Raw genomic sequence first — 17,587 nt, 5'->3', positions numbered from 1 at the left:
TTTTCCCATGCTGCTCAGTCATTCCTGAGGTTTCATCGTGAAAACTGCTGTACCCCTCGCTTCACAAGACTCGGCTTCTGCCATGGTTAGCGCTGCCATCCCGCTGGGCGACACCTACATTGAAAAAGACACCCCCGCCTTCATGCGCACCGTACTGGCGCTGTTCTCAGGCGGTTTTGCGACGTTTGCATTGCTCTACTGCGTACAACCGATGATGCCGGTGCTCTCGCGTGAGTTCTCCATCAATGCCGCGCAAAGCAGCATGATTCTCTCGGTTTCAACCGCCATGCTCGCCATCGGCCTGCTGATTACTGGCCCAATTTCTGATCGTCTTGGCCGTAAATCGGTGATGGTGTTCTCGCTGTTTTCCGCTGCGATCTTCACCATCGCCAGCGCCCTGATGCCGACCTGGGAAGGCGTGCTGGTGACTCGCGCGTTCATAGGGCTGTCCCTTAGCGGTTTGGCCGCCGTGGCGATGACCTACTTGAGTGAGGAGATTCATCCGCAGCACATTGGTCTGGCGATGGGCTTGTACATCGGTGGCAATGCCATTGGCGGCATGAGCGGACGGGTGATTACCGGAGTGCTGAGCGATTACGTCAGTTGGCACACAGCGCTGTTGATCATGGGGTTGATCGCGATGGGTGCGGCGACGGTGTTCTGGAAGATTCTGCCGCCCTCGCGCAATTTCCAGGCAAGGCCCTTGAACGGTCGCAGCCTGCTGGAAGGCTTCGTGCTGCAGTTTCGCGACGCCGGCCTGCCGTGGTTGTTCCTCGAAGGGTTCCTGCTGATGGGCGCGTTCGTGACGATGTTCAACTACATCGGTTATCGCTTGCTGGCCGATCCCTACAATCTGAGCCAGGCAGTGGTAGGCCTGTTTTCTGTGGTTTACCTGTCTGGCATCTACAGTTCGGCGAAGATTGGCGCCCTGGCGGACCAACTGGGGCGTCGTAACGTACTGTGGGCCGTGATCGTGCTGATGCTGGCGGGTCTGGCGCTGACTATGTTCACGCCGCTGGCAGTGGTCATCCTTGGCGTGCTGATGTTCACGTTCGGCTTCTTCGGCGCCCACTCCGTCGCGAGCAGCTGGATTGGCCGTCGAGCGATCAAAGCCAAGGGCCAGGCTTCGTCGCTTTATCTGTTCAGCTACTACGTCGGCTCAAGCATTGCCGGGACCGGTGGCGGCGTGTTCTGGCATTACGCAGGCTGGAACGGCATCGGCATCTTCATCGGCGTGCTGCTGCTTATCGCACTGGCCGCTGCGCTGAAACTGGCGAAAGTGCCGCCGTTGGCGGTGAATGTGCAGGTTTGATATAGCGTTTGTGATTCTGCCCGAAGGGCGTAGGAGTCTGGTTTGCCGACGATCTGTCGGGAACCAACAGCAATACTGAGAATGCCGTACGCCTGACACAGCCAAGGCCGCCTGAATTCACGACCGGTTCCCGGCTGATCGTCAGCAAGCTGGACTCCTACGCCCTGCAGGCAGAACCGAACGTGCTCGAAATCCACCAGCACAAACAAAAACGCCCGGCATAACCGGGCGTTTTCGCATCTGCAGTTCAGCGCTTACTGGTGATACTGCGCCGACAGTTCGTGTACGGCTTCGATGAAGGCGCCGGCGTGGGCCGGATCGACTTCAGGGGTGATGCCGTGGCCGAGGTTGAAGACGTGGCCGGTGCCGCTGCCGTAGCTCTTGAGGATACGCGCCACCTCAGCCCGAATCGCTTGCGGGCTGGCGTAGAGGACGGAAGGGTCCATGTTGCCTTGTAGCGCGACTTTGTTGCCCACGCGACGACGGGCTTCGCCAATTGGGGTGGTCCAGTCCAGGCCCAGCGCGTCGGCACCGGTGTCGGCCATGCTTTCCAGCCATTGACCACCGCCCTTGGTGAACAGGATGACCGGCACTTTGCGCCCGTCGTTCTCGCGGATCAGACCGTTGACGATCTTCTGCATGTAGGCCAGCGAGAACTCCTGATACGCCGCGTCAGAGAGACTGCCGCCCCAGCTATCGAAAATCTGCACGGCCTGAGCGCCCGCCAGGATCTGGCCGTTGAGGTAGCCAGTGACCGACTGCGCCAGCTTGTCCAGCAACAAGTGCATGGCCTGAGGGTTTTCATAGAGCATGGCTTTGGACTTGCGATGGTCCTTGGACGAACCGCCTTCGACCATGTAAGTAGCCAGCGTCCACGGGCTCCCGGAAAAACCGATCAGGGGCACACGGCCGTTGAGCTCACGGCGAATGGTGCTCACGGCATCCATGACGTAGCCGAGATCCTTACGAGCGTCCGGGATCGGTAAGGCTTCAATTTCAGCCAGAGTGGTGACGGTCTTTTTGAAGCGCGGACCTTCGCCGGTCTCGAAGTACAGGCCCAGGCCCATGGCATCGGGGATAGTGAGGATGTCGGAAAACAAGATCGCGGCATCCAGCGGGTAGCGCTCAAGTGGCTGCAGCGTGACTTCGCAGGCGAATTCCGGGTTCATGCACAGGCTCATGAAGTCTCCCGCCTTCGCGCGGCTGGCGCGGTACTCCGGCAAGTAGCGCCCGGCCTGACGCATCATCCAGACAGGCGTAACGTCGACGGGTTGCTTTTGCAGGGCACGCAGGAAACGGTCGTTCTTCAGGGCAGTCATGGCAGCATCCGGAAAAAAAGTGCGGGCATTTTCTCAGACACCAACGCAAAAGGCACGGTAAGTACCGTGCCTTTTATCTATCAGGTCGATTTGTCGCAGATCGGCGGGGGTCTGTTAATCGTTCCCACGCTCCTGCGTGGGAACGATCAACAAGATCAGACCTCCAGATAATCCAGAATCCCTTCAGCCGCATTGCGGCCTTCGAAGATCGCTGTCACTACAAGGTCAGAACCGCGAACCATGTCGCCACCGGCGAAGATTTTCGGGTTGCTGGTCTGGTGTTTGAACTGGCCTTGCTCAGGCGCAACAACGCGGCCCTGGCTGTCGGTCTGGATGCTGACCTGTTCAAACCACGAAGCTGGGCTTGGACGGAAACCGAAGGCGATAACCACCGAATCAGCCGGGATGATCTCTTCGGAGCCCGGAATCGGCTCAGGGCTGCGACGGCCGCGCGCGTCAGGCTCGCCGAGACGGGTCTCGACCACTTTCACGCCTTCGACCTTGTCCTCGCCGACGATGGCAATCGGTTGGCGGTTGTAGAGGAAGCGCACGCCCTCTTCCTTGGCGTTCTTCACTTCCTTGCGCGAACCCGGCATGTTTTCTTCGTCGCGGCGATACGCACACGTCACGGTACGGGCGCCTTGGCGGATGGAGGTGCGGTTGCAGTCCATCGCCGTATCGCCGCCGCCGAGCACGACGACCTTCTTGCCCTTCATGTCGACGAAGTCTTCCGGTGCCTTTTCAAAGCCCAGGTTGCGGTTGACGTTGGCGATCAGGAAATCCAGCGCATCGTGCACACCCGGCAGGTCTTCGCCCGGGAAGCCGCCCTTCATGTAGGTGTAAGTGCCCATGCCCATGAACACGGCATCGAACTCTTCCAGCAACTGATCGACGCTGATGTCCTTGCCGATTTCGGTATTGAGGCGGAACTCGATACCCATGTCGGTGAACACCTCGCGACGATGGCTCAACACGCTCTTTTCGAGCTTGAACTCAGGGATGCCGAAGGTCAGCAGACCGCCGATTTCCGGGTTCTTGTCGAATACCACCGGCTTGACGCCGCCACGCACCAGCACGTCAGCACAACCCAGGCCCGCAGGCCCGGCGCCGATGATTGCCACGCGCTTGCCGTTCGGCACCACGCGCGACATGTCCGGACGCCAGCCCATGGCGAACGCGGTGTCGGTGATGTACTTCTCGACCGATCCGATGGTCACGGCGCCGAAACCATCGTTCAGCGTGCAAGCGCCTTCACACAGACGGTCTTGCGGACACACGCGGCCGCACACTTCCGGCAAAGTGTTGGTCTGATGCGACAGCTCGGCGGCAGCGAGGATGTTGCCTTCGGCCACCAGCTTGAGCCAGTTGGGAATGAAGTTGTGCACAGGGCACTTCCATTCGCAATACGGGTTACCGCAACCCAGGCAGCGATGGGCCTGATCAGCCGAGTGCTGGGGCTTGAAGGGTTCGTAGATCTCCACGAACTCCTTCTTGCGCTGGCGCAACAGCTTCTTCTTCGGGTCTTTGCGCCCGACATCGAGGAATTGAAAGTCGTTACTGAGACGTTCGGCCATTCTCTAGAACCTCTAACCACACAGCTTTAAGCTGCAAGCCCCAAGCTTCAAGCTTGAAGCAATCATATTTATCCCTGACACCGCGTACCGCTGTGGCTTGCAGCTTGAAGCTTGCCGCTTGAAGCTGCCGCCAAGCCGTTATTGCGGGTTAGCGCGGGTACTCGATAGCAAAGATTTGAGGCTTGCGGCCTTCGGCTTGACCAGCCAGAAGCGGCGCAGGTAGTCGTCCAGGTTTTCCCAGAGATTGCGGCCCCATTCGCTATCGGTTTCTTCAACGTATTCGGCCAGCACGTGTTCCAGGTGGTTGCGATACGACTCCATCGCTTCGCCGCTGATGCGCTGGATTTCAACCAGTTCGTGGTTGACCCGGTCAACGAAAGTGTTGTCCTGATCAAGCACATAGGCGAAACCACCGGTCATGCCGGAACCGAAGTTGTAGCCGGTCTTACCCAGCACGCAGACAAAGCCACCCGTCATGTATTCGCAGCAGTGATCGCCCGTGCCTTCCACAACGGTGTGAGCACCGGAGTTACGCACCGCGAAACGCTCGCCGGCCGTGCCCGCAGCAAACAGCTTGCCGCCGGTTGCGCCGTACAGACAGGTGTTACCGATGATCGCGGTGTCCTGGGTTTTGAACGGGCTGCCTTTTGGCGGCACGATCACCAGCTTGCCTGCGGTCATGCCCTTGCCGACGTAGTCGTTGGCGTCGCCTTCCAGGTACATGTTCAGACCGCCGGCGTTCCACACGCCGAAGCTCTGACCTGCGGTCCCGGTGAAGCGGAACGTCACTGGGGCGTCATTCATGCCCTGGTTGCCGTGCAGCTTGGCGATCTCACCGGAAATACGCGCACCGATGGAGCGGTCGCAGTTGCAGATGTCCATCGAGTAATCGCCGCCGCTTTTGGCGACGATTGCGGCCTTGGCCAGTACGACCATCTTCTCGGCGAGCAGACCTTTGTCGAATGGCGGGTTGCGGTCAACCTGGCTGAACTGTGGTTTGTCGGCCGGGATGTGGTCGCTGCCCAACAACGGCGTCAGGTCTAGATGCTGCTGCTTGGCGGTTTCGCCCGGCAGGATTTCCAGCAGGTCGGTGCGGCCGATCAATTGCTCCAGCGAACGCACGCCCAACCGCGCCAACCACTCGCGGGTTTCTTCAGCCACGTAGGTGAAGAAGTTGATCACCATGTCGACAGTGCCGATGTAGTGGTCTTTGCGCAGCTTCTCGTTCTGAGTCGCAACGCCGGTGGCGCAGTTGTTCAGGTGGCAGATGCGCAGGTATTTGCAGCCTAGCGCGATCATTGGCGCGGTGCCGAAGCCGAAGCTTTCAGCGCCGAGAATGGCTGCCTTGATCACGTCCAGACCCGTTTTCAGACCGCCGTCGGTCTGCACCCGGACCTTGCCGCGCAAGTCGTTGCCACGCAGGGTTTGGTGAGTTTCGGCCAGGCCGATTTCCCATGGCGAACCTGCGTACTTGATCGACGACAATGGCGATGCACCGGTGCCGCCGTCGTAGCCGGAAATGGTGATCAGGTCGGCGTAAGCCTTGGCCACACCGGCGGCAATCGTGCCGACACCTGCTTCTGCCACCAGCTTCACCGACACCAGCGCTTCAGGGTTGACCTGTTTGAGGTCGAAAATCAGCTGCGACAAGTCTTCGATCGAATAAATGTCGTGGTGCGGCGGTGGCGAAATCAGCGTCACGCCCGGCACTGCATAACGCAGCTTGGCGATCAGGCCGTTGACCTTGCCGCCTGGCAGTTGACCGCCCTCGCCCGGCTTGGCGCCCTGAGCGACCTTGATCTGCAGCACGTCGGCGTTGACCAGGTACTCAGGCGTTACGCCAAAACGACCGGTTGCGATTTGCTTGATCTTGGAGCTGCGGATGGTGCCGTAGCGCGCAGGGTCTTCGCCGCCTTCGCCGGAGTTGGAACGCGCACCAAGGCGGTTCATCGCTTCGGCCAAGGCTTCGTGAGCTTCCGGTGACAGTGCGCCCAGCGAGATGCCCGCCGAGTCAAAGCGCTTGAGGATCATCTCCAGCGGCTCGATCTCGTCGATAGACAGTGCCGTGTCGAGCTCCTTGACCTTGAACAGGTCACGAATCATCGACACCGGACGGTTGTCCACCAGCGCGGTGTATTCCTTGAATTTGCTGTAGTCACCCTGTTGTACGGCGGCTTGCAGCGTCGCCACCACGTCAGGGTTGTAGGCGTGGTATTCGCCGCCGTAGACGAACTTCAGCAGACCGCCTTGCTGGATCGGCTTGCGCGCGCTCCAGGCTTCGGCCGCCAGGGCTTTCTGCTCGGCTTCGATGTCGACGAAGCGCGCACCCTTGATGCGGCTCGGCACGCCACGGAAGCTCAGGTCGCAGACTTCTTCGGACAGGCCGATGGCCTCGAACAGCTGTGCACCGCGATAGGACGCGATGGTGGAGATACCCATCTTCGACAGGATCTTGAGCAGGCCTTTGGTTATGCCCTTGCGGTAGTTCTTGAAGACTTCGTACAGATCGCCCAGCACTTCGCCGGTGCGGATCAGATCGCCCAGCACTTCGTAGGCCAGGAACGGATAGACCGCCGAGGCGCCGAAACCGATCAGTACGGCAAAGTGGTGCGGATCGCGAGCGGTCGCAGTCTCGACCAGGATGTTGCTGTCGCAACGCAGGCCTTTCTCGGTCAGGCGGTGGTGTACCGCGCCGGTTGCCAGCGAAGCGTGCACCGGCAATTTGCCCGGCGCGATGTGGCGGTCGGTCAGCACGATCTGGGTTTTGCCCGAACGCACGGCTTCTTCCGCCTGATCGGCGATGTTGCGCACCGCCGCTTCCAGACCGATGCCTTCGTCGTAGTTCAGGTCGATGATCTGACGATCAAAGCCCGGACGATCCAGAGTCATCAGCGAGCGCCACTTGGCAGGCGAAATCACTGGCGAACTGAGTATCACGCGGGAAGCGTGCTCAGGGGATTCCTGGAAAATATTGCGCTCGGCACCGAGGCAGATTTCCAGCGACATGACGATGGCTTCACGCAGCGGGTCGATCGGCGGGTTAGTGACCTGCGCGAACTGCTGGCGGAAATAGTCATACGGCGTGCGCACACGGCGCGACAACACGGCCATCGGCGTGTCGTCACCCATGGAGCCAACGGCTTCCTGACCTTGCTCGCCCAATGGACGCAGCACCTGATCACGCTCTTCGAACGTGACCTGGTACATCTTCATGTATTGCTTGAGCTGCTCAACGTTGTAAAACGCCGAACCGTGGTCGCTGTCTTCCAAAGTGGCCTGGATACGCAGGGCATTCTTGCGCAGCCATTGCTTATAGGGGTGGCGCGACTTCAAGCGGCTGTCGATGGCGTCGGTGTCGAGGATCTGGCCGGTTTCGGTGTCCACAGCGAAGATCTGACCCGGCCCGACGCGGCCCTTGGCGATGACGTCTTCGGGCTTGTAGTTCCATACGCCGATTTCCGACGCCAGGGTGATGTAGCCGTTTTTGGTGGTGACCCAGCGTGCCGGGCGCAAACCGTTACGGTCGAGCAGGCAGACCGCGTGCCGACCTTCGGTCATCACGATACCGGCCGGACCGTCCCACGGTTCCATGTGCATGGAGTTGAATTCATAGAACGCCCGCAAATCGGGGTCCATGGTTTCAACGTTTTGCCATGCAGGTGGCACGAGCATGCGCACGCCACGGAACAGGTCGATGCCGCCGGTGACCATCAGCTCTAGCATGTTGTCCATGCTCGAGGAGTCCGAACCCACGCGGTTGACCAGCGGGCCCAGTTCTTCCAGATCAGGAATCAGCTCGTTCGCGAACTTGGTGCGACGGGCCTGAGCCCAGTTGCGGTTACCGGTGATGGTGTTGATCTCGCCGTTGTGGGCGAGGAAGCGGAATGGCTGAGCCAGCGGCCATTTCGGCAAAGTATTGGTGGAGAAGCGCTGGTGGAACACGCAGATCGCGGTTTGCAGGCGCTCGTCGCTCAGGTCCGGGAAGAATGCCGTGAGATCACGCGGCATCATCAGGCCTTTATAGATGATGGTCTTGTGCGAAAAGCTGCAGATGTAGTGATCACTGTCGGCCGCGTTGGACACCGACGAGCGGCGACGGGCGCTGAACAGTTTGATCGCGAACTCCTGATCGCTCAGGCCTTCGCCACCAATGAACACTTGCTCGATCTTCGGCAGACGCTCGAGCGCCAGGCGGCCCAGCACACTGGTGTCGATCGGGACTTCACGCCAGCCAATCAAAGTCAGGCCAGCAGCGAGGATTTCGCGGTTCATGTTCTCGCGCGCAGCTTCAGCGCGGGCGTCGTCCTGGTTCAGGAAGACCATGCCCACGCAATACTGACGCGGCAGTTCGCTGCCGAAATGCTCTTGGGCAATGGCGCGCAGGAAGGTGTCAGGTTTTTGCATCAACAGCCCGCAACCGTCACCGGTCTTGCCGTCAGCGTTGATCCCACCACGGTGGGTCATGCAGGTCAGGGCTTCGATAGCCGTCTGCAACAGGTGATGACTGGGCTCGCCTTGCATGTGGGCGATCAGGCCGAAACCACAGTTATCCTTGAACTCTTCTGGATGGTACAGACCTGCTTTCATAGACACATTCTCACCAGGCTGCCCCTTATAGAGGCAAATTTCTTTTCAATTCAACCAGTTACCTTCCACGCTGAACGGACGCCAGCTTCGCGGGAGCAAAAGGGAGGTCATTGTACACACCGACACAAAACCTCACAAATTTGGCGACGAAACGCCGCAAATTTATGTCGCATTTGTGAAAGGTTTTATTGCGAATCTCGTGCTAGCCAGAGCTTTTTTGCGAGTCTGACTGGAGCGAACCCGAAGTTCAATGGGCGTCTGGAACGCAGACACCACAAGGCGCGCTGCTCATTAAGCAGCACGCCGTTGCGTAGAATCGAAAATCAGGGGGCCAAGCGAGCGACCCGGATAGGGTCACTGCGTCATTAGCGAGCTGTGGCGAGTTCCTGTTGGATACTGCCGACAGTACGAGGCCAAGGTTTACCAGCCTGAACCTTCTCTGGCAAGGCCTTGATAGCGGAGAGCGCTGCATTGCGGTCTGCGAAACTGCCGTAGGTCACGACATACAACGGTTTGCCCTGCAGAGTCTTTTTGAAGTAACGGTATTCGCCGCCCTGCTCTTTCACGTAGGCCTGCGCTGCGGATTCTGAACTGGTGCCCAGAATCTGAACGACGTAGTGAGTCGCAGCCTGACCGGAGTACCAGCCGCTGCCTGCGCCACCCGCGGCAGGAGCAGCCGCAGGTTTTTCAACCGGCTTTGGTGCTGGCTTGGCAGTCGCAACCTGAGCTGGCGCCGGTGCAGGCTTGGCAGCCGGAGCAGCCGGAGCAACGGCAGGCTTGGTGGCAACAGTCGGACGCGGCGCCGGTGTTGGTGCCGGGCCAGCCGCAACACCTGTTGGTGGCGCAGTGGTCGTTACGGTCGGTGGTTGCAGCGGCTGATTGGACATCGCACCGCCGTCTTCTCCATCGCCTTCGCCAGCACCTGCAGCTTCAGCCAGAGGCGCGCGAGTGGCCGGCTGCGAGCCGTTCATCGGCAATGGCATGGGCTGGGAGTTGCCGGCGAACTCGATTGCAGGTCCGCCGTTGTTGGACTGCTGGGCAGGCACCTGGCCCTGACCCAACGGCAGTTGTGCCTGGGAATTGGCAGGTGCTGTCGTTGGCGCACTGTTACGGCCGGGAATCAGCCAGGCAGCGAGCAATGCCGCCACTACAACCCCACCCAAAGCCAACACGTGTTTCTTAGGCATTTTGAACCCCATACTTGGACGCTTGACCGCTGAGCGGCTGGCGATCATGGCTTCGATCATCGAATCGCGAGCGACCTGGTTAATCGCACCCGGCCATCCGCCGGATTGCTCGTGAATATCGGCAATCTGCGTGGCACTGAACACTTCTATACCCCGCCCGGCACCGTCCAGGCGCTGAGCAAGATACTCACGGGTTTCGTCTTCGGCATATGGAGCAAGCTCGATAACGTGGAAGCGTTCTTCTTCGGTGCCCGTTTCAGCACACAGCTGATCCAGGCGATCAATAATCGAGGCCTCGCCGAACAGGAAGACATGCGGACGCCCTTCTGGAGTGCCCGCCGCCAATCCCAACAACGCTTCGAGTGCGGATTCGCCGAGTTGTTCGGCATCATCCACAAGTATGTAGACTTCTTGCCCGGTCAGCGCCAGCTGCACGACCTGCGAGAGGATCGCGCGCATCTCGGGCTGGGCGACGTTCAATGCCTGCGCAACCTGACGCAATACGCCCGACGCATCACCGGCACCACGGGCTGAAACCACCACGCTTTGCACTGACTGCTTGTTGGTGCTGGCGACCAATGCCTGACGCAGCAGGGTCTTACCGCTGCCGTGGGGCCCGGTCACGACCAACAACAACTCGCTGTAGCGAGCCAGATGGTGAAGCTGACCCAGCACCGGTTTGCGCTGGGCCGGGAAAAACTTGAAGCCCGGGACCCGCGTAGCAAAGGGGTCATGACTCAACTGGTAATGACCGAGGAAGGCCTCATCGGCGTGCAAACTAGTCATGGATTTTTCATTAACCTCTGAGCTGATCCACCAGACTGCGGTAGTCCGCAGCCAGTGTGGCCTGTAGTACTTCTTTTGGATATTCGTCGGTGATCACCGCTTCGCCCATCCCGCGTAGCAGAACCAGACGCAAACGACCGTCGATCACTTTCTTGTCGATCGCCATGTGTTCGATGAAATGCTCGGGCGTCATTTCTTCAGGCGGCACCACGGGTAAACCGGCGCGCTGAAACAGACGAATTCCGCGATCACGCTCCTGCTCGGTGATCCAGCCCAGACGCGCGGACATCTCCAGCGCCATGACTGTACCCGCAGCAACCGCCTCGCCATGCAGCCACACGCCATAACCCATGTGGGTTTCGATGGCGTGGCCGAAGGTGTGACCCAGATTGAGTGTGGCACGCACCCCGGACTCGCGCTCATCGGCACCGACCACCGCCGCTTTCGCCGCGCAGGAGCGCTCGATGGCAGTGGTCAGCGTGGCTTGATCAAGAGCGCGTAGCTTGTCGACGTTCTCTTCCAGCCAGGTCAGAAACGGCTCATCACAGATCAGCCCGTATTTGATGACCTCGGCAAGCCCGGCGGACAGTTCACGCGGGGGCAGCGTATTGAGCGACTGGGTGTCGATCAGCACGGCCTGTGGCTGGTAAAAGGCGCCGACCATGTTCTTGCCCAGCGGATGATTGATGCCGGTTTTGCCGCCCACTGACGAATCGACTTGGGACAACAAGGTGGTGGGGATCTGGATGAAGTCCACGCCGCGCTGATAACAAGCTGCAGCGAAACCGGCCATGTCGCCGATCACACCACCACCAAGCGCGATGATCGTGGTACGGCGGTCGTGTCGTGCGGTCAACAGGGCGTCGAAAATGAGTTGCAGGGTTTCCCAATTCTTGAACGCTTCGCCGTCGGGAAGCACGATCGGGAGGATGTTGTAGCCGTCGAGCGTCTTCGTCAGACGCTCCATGTACAGCGGCGCGACTGTCGCATTGGAAACGATGGCAACCTGCCGTCCGGCAATGTACGGCTTGAGCAATTCAGGCTGGTCCAGCAGGCCTTCGCCAATATGAATCGGGTAGCTGCGCTCGCCAAGCTCGACTTTAAGTGTCTGCATGTGTCCCCACACTGTTCATTTGGGCGTCTGTGCGCACGATAGATGTGCCCTTCGGCCATTGGCGCAAGGCCATATGGCGACCCTGCTTTTTATGGTCGCCGAGGATAGCGCATTTCCGTCGGCGCTTTAACGGGGAGGAAGCTCGGCCAACAGGGCGAGGATGTCAAGAACCACCATTCGCGGCGGTCGTTCGTCGGTTTCGATAATGACGTCGGCGATTTCTCGATAGAGCGGATCCCGGATGGCCAGGAGTTCGCGCAGCACGCGAGCCGGATCAGCAGTTCGCAACAACGGACGATTGCGATCTCTGGCAGTACGTCCCACTTGCTGCTCCACCGAAGCGTGCAGGTAAACCACCCGACCGCCGGCATGCAGAGCCCGGCGATTTTCTTCACGCATGACCGCGCCGCCGCCAGTTGCCAATACCACGCCGTCGCAGGCGCACAGCTCGGCAATCATCGATTGTTCGCGTTCACGAAAGCCGGCTTCCCCTTCTTTATCGAATATCCACGGAATATTGGCACCCGTGCGCAATTCGATTTCCTTATCGGAATCCTTGAATGGCAGTCGAAGCTCTTTGGCCAGCAAGCGACCGATGGTGCTTTTGCCAGCACCCATCGGCCCCACAAGTATTAAATTTCGCACAGAATCAACGACTCACAGCAATCGCCTGGTTGTTCATGATACGCGGAGTGAGGAACACCAACAGCTCGGATTTTTTCTCCGAGACCACATCCCGCCGGAAAAGTCGGCCAAGATACGGCACATCGCCGAGAAATGGCACTTTGTCGACGACTTTACTCTGCGTATTGGAGAACACACCACCGATTACGATGGTTTCGCCGTCGGCGACCAGCACCTTGGCGTTCACTTCGTTTTTCTTGATCGGCGGTACCCCCAGGACGGTGTTGATGTAGTCCGGTTCGTCCTTGGTGACCTTCACTTCCATGATGATGCGGTTGTCCGGAGTGATCTGCGGGGTCACTTCCAGGGACAACGACGCTTCTTTGAACGACACCGACGTTGCACCGCTGGAACTGGCCTCCTGATACGGAACCTCCGTACCTTTGAGGATCTTGGCGGTCTCTTTGTCCGAGGTCACGACCTTGGGCTGGGAGACGATTTCACCGTTGCCGGACTTCTCCATGGCACTGAGCTCAAGATCCAGCACGGTGTTGTTGGTGATGAACCCCAGCCCGATCGACGACGTAGGGCTGGCAACGCCCATGTCGACATACGGCGCATTGGTCACGGCGCCCGGTGTGCCGGTGACAGTGCCACCGCCGCCAGCCGTGAAATTGCCGCGATTGGCAGATCCGCCCCAGCTCACGCCCAGCGCCTTGTCGTAATCGACGTTGGCCTCGACGATGCGCGCTTCGATCATCACCTGACGCACCGGGATGTCCAGTTGCGAGACGATGCGGCGCAGCTCGTCCAGGCGGTCCTGGGTCTGGTAGGCAATGATGTTGTTGGTGCGGTCGTCGACCGTGATCGAGCCGCGCTCGTCGGTTTTGGCGTCGGCACTGGTCACCGACTGGAACAACTTGGCGATGTCCGCCGCCTTGGCGTAGTTCACTTGCAGCAGCTCACGGCGCAGCGGCGCCAATTCGGCGATCTGCTTGAGCGATTCCAACTCCTGACGCTCGCGAGCGGCGATTTCATCCGCTGGCGCAACCAGCAAAACGTTACCGATTTTGCGCTTGTCCAGGCCTTTGGTCTTGAGCACCAAATCCAGCGCCTGGTCCCACGGCACGTTTTGCAGGCGCAGAGTGATGCCGCCCTGGACCGTGTCACTGGCCACCAGATTCAAGTTGGTGAAGTCCGCGATCAGCTGAAGCACCGAGCGCACGTCGATGTCCTGGAAATTCAGAGAAAGTTTCTCCCCGGTGTACACCGGTTTCTCGGCGTTGCGGCGGTCCATATCCTCGTTGGTGAGCGGGCGCACGCTAATGGTCAGTTTGTTGTCGGTCTGAAAGGCCGAGTAGTCGTACGCCCCCGAAGGCTCGATCAAGATGCTGGCCTTGTCGCCGCTGACACTGGCGTTCACGAACTGCACGGGGGTGGCGAAATCCTTCACGTCCAGGCGTACGCGCAACTTGTCGGGCAGTTGGGTCTTGGCAAAATCGACACGGATCTTGCCGCCACTCTCTTGAATGTCCGGCGCGATGCCAGCATCACTCAACTCGATGACGACGTTGCCTTCACCCAATTCGCCGCGCTGGAAATCAACGTTTCGAACCGACTTGCCTACAGGGGCGTATGCCTTGGGAGCGGCTTTGGCGGTAGCAGGCGGAACGCTGACGCGGGTTGCACCCATTGCCGAACTTGGCTGGGAGCCCTGGGCGGCTGCTGCGCCCTGACCAATGACGACGAACAGATTGTTGCCCTCAACCCGAGAGCTGTAAGGCGCAAGTACGGTCAGGTTAATGATGACCCTCGTACGATCCTTCGCCTCGACGACCACAACGCTGTGAGCGTTACCGTTGCCCAGGTCACGACTCTTAATGGCCAATTGGCTGCTGACACCTGGCAAGTCCAGCGCAATACGCGCCGGCTGTTCGGTGGTGTAAGCACGCGGCGCGGGCACCGGGCCGTCGAAAGACAGCTTCAATTCGACCCGATCCCCCGGCAATGCAGCAACATCCAGGGTTTTGAGGTTGGCCGCCTGGAGAATCGGCGAGACCATCGCCATCCATAGCGACACGCCGATAATCGAAAGAATCCTGTTCATGATCAAATTCCACCACTGTGCTGACCCGAAGGCGTTGCGCTTGCTTGCCATTGTCATGAGCGCTCTTTAAGGGAAATGCTGCGCGGCCGCTCCAGCCACGCTCCCTCTCCATCAGGAACGATTTCCATCACTTCCACCGATGCGTCGCTGATGCCGACCACACGGCCATCGTTGCGCCCCAGGTAGTCGCCCACCTTGACCCGATGCACCCCGCCAGCTCCACGCAATAACGCAAAGGTGCCGGTCGGATTGCTGATAGTGCCGACCATTTCGAAGGTTTCGATGTTGAACCCTTCGAGGAATTGCTTGACCCGCGTCAGGTCGGGCTGAACCATCAGCGAGCCCTTTTGACGCCGCAGCGGATCGACTTTGACTGGCGGCTGAAACGGACTGCGCAGACTCGACGCTGCATACGTGAAGGCCTCGTAGGCCCGAAATTTCGGCAACGGCTCAATCGTCCCCACTGGCCGGGCACGCACTTCGTTCATGAACTGGGTCAGGTCGCCGAACTCGCTTTGACTGTCACAACCCACCAATCCCATGAGCGCCACACTGACGCACAACCATCGCGCCGCACTCATTTCTGCAGTCCTTTATCGTTGTAGCGGTAGGTCTTGGCCAAAATGCTCATGCGCAGCTTGTTGGGCGATTTGGGATCAGCCGGTTTGATTTCAAAATCGTGCAGGGTAACGATTCGCGGCAGACTGGCAACGCCGCTGACGAAGGTCGCCAGATCGTGATAGTTGCCCACTACCGTGATCTGTATCGGCAGCTCGATGTAAAACTGCTGCGCAGCCTCTGGCAGTAACTTGATCTCTTCAAACTCCAGCCCGCTACCCAAACCTGTACGTGTGATGTCTTCGAGCAGGCCTGGCACTTCGGTGTCGCTGGGCAATTGCCGCAGCAGCGCGCCGAAGGTGTTTTCCATTTCGGTCATCTGGGTTTTGTAGGCTGGCAGGTTGGCGGCCTGGAAAGCCTTGGTCGAAAACTGCTCTTTGAGCGCGACTTCCTGGGCCTGCGCCTGATCCAGCTGCGCCTGCATGTCCTGAATATAAAAGAAGTAACCGCCTGCCAGCACCAACACCATCAGCAGCGCGCCGGCGATGGTCTTGACTGCCGCAGGCCATGAGCCGAGGTTGTTGAGGTCCAGGTCACCAATATCGATCTTGCGCAGGCTTTCCATCCATTCGGAAGCATTCATGGCTTGCCCCCCTCAACGGCCGGCTGCGTCTGGCGTACCGTCAACTGAAAGGTATTGGCCTGATCAACGGCGCCCGCGGTGGTGGCTTTGACTTCGGTAAGGCTCGGTGCCTCCAGCCAATCTGAGGCGTCCAGATTACGCAGGAGGTCCGAGACGCGGTTATTCGATTCGGCCGAGCCGGCAATGCTGATGAGTTTGTCGGTCATCTTCACTTCGCTGAAATACACGCCATCGGGCAGCGTGCGGGCCAATTGATCAAAAATACGGCCAATGATCGGTCGGTTGCCTTGCAGGTCCTGAATGATCTTCATCCGCTCCAGCAACTGCTTGCGCCGTGCTTTGAGCTCACTGATTTCCTTGATCCGCGTGTCCAGCTGGACGATCTCAGTGGTGATGAACTGGTTGCGCGCATTCTGATGACTGATCGCACTGCTGATGTATTGATTGGCCAGCAACACAGCGCCGATACCGACGACCAACACGGCGGCCAACGAGGTAAGAAATCGCTTCTTGCGCTCTTCGCGAAGCTGCTCACGCCAGGGTAATAGGTTGATCCGAGCCATTAGTCGAAGCTCCTCAACGCCAGCCCGCAGGCAATCATCAATGCGGGCGCATCACTGGCCAGCGCCCCCGCGTTTACCTTGGCACTAAGCGCCATGTCGGCAAACGGGTTGGCGACCATGGTCGGGGTGCCGATACGCTGCTGGATCAAATGGTCAAGGCCGGAAATGGAGGCCGTCCCCCCTGCCAGCATGATGTAGTCCACGGTGTTGTACTGCCCGGCGGCGAAGAAGAATTGCAGCGAACGGGAAACTTGCTGGACTACTGCGTCTTTAAACGGCTGCATGACTTCCATGGTGTAGTCGTCCGGCAGACCGCCCTGTTTTTTCGCAAGGCCCGCCTCGCCCACGGACAAGCCGTAGCGGCGTTGAATTTCTTCAGTGAGCTGCCGTCCGCCAAACAATTGCTCGCGGGTATAAATGATGCGGCCGTTGTGCAGCACGCTGAGCGTGGTCATGGTGGCGCCGATGTCGATTACCGCGACCGTCAGTTGCTCGTGATCGTGGCCCAGTTGCGCCGACAACAGCCCGAAGGAGCGCTCAAGCGCGTAGGCTTCGACGTCAACGACTTTGGCTGTCAGACCTGCAAGTGCCAAGGCGGCTTCACGTACTTCGACGTTTTCCTTGCGGCATGCGGCGAGCAACACGTCTACGCGCTCAGGGTTGCGCGCCGAATAGCCCTGCACTTCGAAGTCGATGGCGACTTCTTCAAGCGGATAAGGAATGTATTGGTCGGCTTCGATCTTGAGCTGGTTTTCCATCTCATCATCGGAAAGGCCGGCATCCATTTCGATTGTCTTGGTGATCACAGCAGAACCTGCGACTGCAACCGCCGTGTTTTTGACATTTGTCTTGGCTTTTACCAGCAAACGCGTCAACGCACTGCCGACCCCTTCGAGGTCGGCAATGTTCTTTTCGACCACGGCATTCGCCGGGAGAGGCTCGACGGCATAGGACTCGACTTTGTAACGAGCGCCGGAACGACTCAATTCAAGGAGTTTTACCGAGGTGGAGCTAATATCGATCCCCAGAAGGGTATTGGCCTTCTTACTGAAGAGTTCGAACACAACCGTTTCCCTATGAGATTCCGCCACTTACGGGCGTTTTTTTATACCGTGCCACTGTCAGCAGTCTTGACAGTAGCGCAAATAACGCTCGGCGACGAAAAATGCTTATAATGCCCAGCGTTTTTTTCGTGTGCCGAAGCTTCAAGGCG

General features: G+C 59.2%; 12 protein-coding genes. 1 reads left to right on the top strand and 11 read right to left on the bottom strand.

Translation table 11 applies throughout. The features are described 5' to 3' along the window. Window positions 1-37: 37 nt before the first annotated feature. Entirely contained in the window at window positions 38-1,312 is a 1,275-nt protein-coding gene (locus ACWKWM_RS02080) for an MFS transporter (protein ID WP_483844506.1), read from the top strand. A gap of 254 nt (window positions 1,313-1,566) precedes the next feature. On the opposite strand, the gene hemE is transcribed toward ACWKWM_RS02080, so the two are convergent. The 11 genes from hemE to ACWKWM_RS02025 form a co-directional block, all read right to left on the bottom strand. Beyond that, window positions 1,567-2,631, bottom strand: a complete 1,065-nt coding sequence (hemE, locus tag ACWKWM_RS02075) for a uroporphyrinogen decarboxylase (RefSeq protein ID WP_483844505.1) — start codon at window positions 2,629-2,631, stop codon at window positions 1,567-1,569. 155 nt (window positions 2,632-2,786) lie between these two features. Next, window positions 2,787-4,205 (bottom strand): FAD-dependent oxidoreductase, encoded by a 1,419-nt coding sequence (locus ACWKWM_RS02070; protein WP_483844504.1) that lies wholly within the window; start codon window positions 4,203-4,205, stop codon window positions 2,787-2,789. A 138-nt stretch (window positions 4,206-4,343) separates the two neighbouring features. Beyond that, a complete protein-coding gene (gene gltB, locus ACWKWM_RS02065; protein ID WP_483844503.1) occupies window positions 4,344-8,792 on the bottom strand; it encodes a glutamate synthase large subunit in 4,449 nt (1,482 codons plus the stop codon). Window positions 8,793-9,157: 365 nt separating this feature from the next. Beyond that, complete coding sequence (locus ACWKWM_RS02060; protein ID WP_483844502.1) at window positions 9,158-10,765, bottom strand: AAA family ATPase; 1,608 nt, start codon at window positions 10,763-10,765, stop codon at window positions 9,158-9,160. Between the two features lie 10 nt (window positions 10,766-10,775). Then, complete coding sequence (aroB, locus tag ACWKWM_RS02055; RefSeq protein WP_483844501.1) at window positions 10,776-11,879, bottom strand: 3-dehydroquinate synthase; 1,104 nt, start codon at window positions 11,877-11,879, stop codon at window positions 10,776-10,778. 126 nt (window positions 11,880-12,005) lie between these two features. After that, window positions 12,006-12,524 carry a shikimate kinase AroK gene (aroK, locus tag ACWKWM_RS02050; RefSeq protein WP_483844500.1) on the bottom strand — a complete coding sequence of 173 codons (519 nt, stop codon included), beginning with the start codon at window positions 12,522-12,524 and terminating at the stop codon, window positions 12,006-12,008. Window positions 12,525-12,528: 4 nt separating this feature from the next. After that, a complete protein-coding gene (locus tag ACWKWM_RS02045; RefSeq protein ID WP_483844499.1) occupies window positions 12,529-14,610 on the bottom strand; it encodes a type IV pilus secretin PilQ in 2,082 nt (693 codons plus the stop codon). Window positions 14,611-14,663: 53 nt separating this feature from the next. Further along, a complete protein-coding gene (gene pilP / locus ACWKWM_RS02040) occupies window positions 14,664-15,191 on the bottom strand; it encodes a type 4a pilus biogenesis lipoprotein PilP (protein ID WP_483844498.1) in 528 nt (175 codons plus the stop codon). Then, window positions 15,188-15,811 carry a type 4a pilus biogenesis protein PilO gene (gene pilO, locus ACWKWM_RS02035; RefSeq protein WP_483844497.1) on the bottom strand — a complete coding sequence of 208 codons (624 nt, stop codon included), beginning with the start codon at window positions 15,809-15,811 and terminating at the stop codon, window positions 15,188-15,190. Before pilO ends, pilP begins: the two co-directional genes overlap by 4 nt. Continuing rightward, window positions 15,808-16,374, bottom strand: a complete 567-nt coding sequence (locus ACWKWM_RS02030; protein ID WP_483844496.1) for a PilN domain-containing protein — start codon at window positions 16,372-16,374, stop codon at window positions 15,808-15,810. Before ACWKWM_RS02030 ends, pilO begins: the two co-directional genes overlap by 4 nt. After that, entirely contained in the window at window positions 16,374-17,438 is a 1,065-nt protein-coding gene (locus tag ACWKWM_RS02025) for a pilus assembly protein PilM (RefSeq protein WP_483834833.1), read from the bottom strand. The genes ACWKWM_RS02030 and ACWKWM_RS02025 overlap by 1 nt, the downstream gene beginning before the upstream one ends. Window positions 17,439-17,587 lie beyond the last annotated feature (149 nt).

Source organism: Pseudomonas rosaeacicularis, assembly GCF_057128745.1.
Note: the sequence above shows the minus strand (reverse complement) of the source record. Positions and strands in the feature narration are given on the sequence as shown.

Excerpts from the sequence above, each read along its gene's own strand:
- hemE (WP_483844505.1), bottom strand. The coding sequence starts at position 2,631 with ATGACTGCCCTGAAGAACGACCGTTTCCTGCGTGCCCTGCAAAAGCAA.
- ACWKWM_RS02070 (WP_483844504.1), bottom strand. The coding sequence starts at position 4,205 with ATGGCCGAACGTCTCAGTAACGACTTTCAATTCCTCGATGTCGGGCGC.
- gltB (WP_483844503.1), bottom strand. The coding sequence starts at position 8,792 with ATGAAAGCAGGTCTGTACCATCCAGAAGAGTTCAAGGATAACTGTGGT.
- ACWKWM_RS02060 (WP_483844502.1), bottom strand. The coding sequence starts at position 10,765 with ATGACTAGTTTGCACGCCGATGAGGCCTTCCTCGGTCATTACCAGTTG.
- aroB (WP_483844501.1), bottom strand. The coding sequence starts at position 11,879 with ATGCAGACACTTAAAGTCGAGCTTGGCGAGCGCAGCTACCCGATTCAT.
- ACWKWM_RS02045 (WP_483844499.1), bottom strand. The coding sequence starts at position 14,610 with ATGAACAGGATTCTTTCGATTATCGGCGTGTCGCTATGGATGGCGATG.
- pilP (WP_483844498.1), bottom strand. The coding sequence starts at position 15,191 with ATGAGTGCGGCGCGATGGTTGTGCGTCAGTGTGGCGCTCATGGGATTG.
- pilO (WP_483844497.1), bottom strand. The coding sequence starts at position 15,811 with ATGAATGCTTCCGAATGGATGGAAAGCCTGCGCAAGATCGATATTGGT.
- ACWKWM_RS02030 (WP_483844496.1), bottom strand. The coding sequence starts at position 16,374 with ATGGCTCGGATCAACCTATTACCCTGGCGTGAGCAGCTTCGCGAAGAG.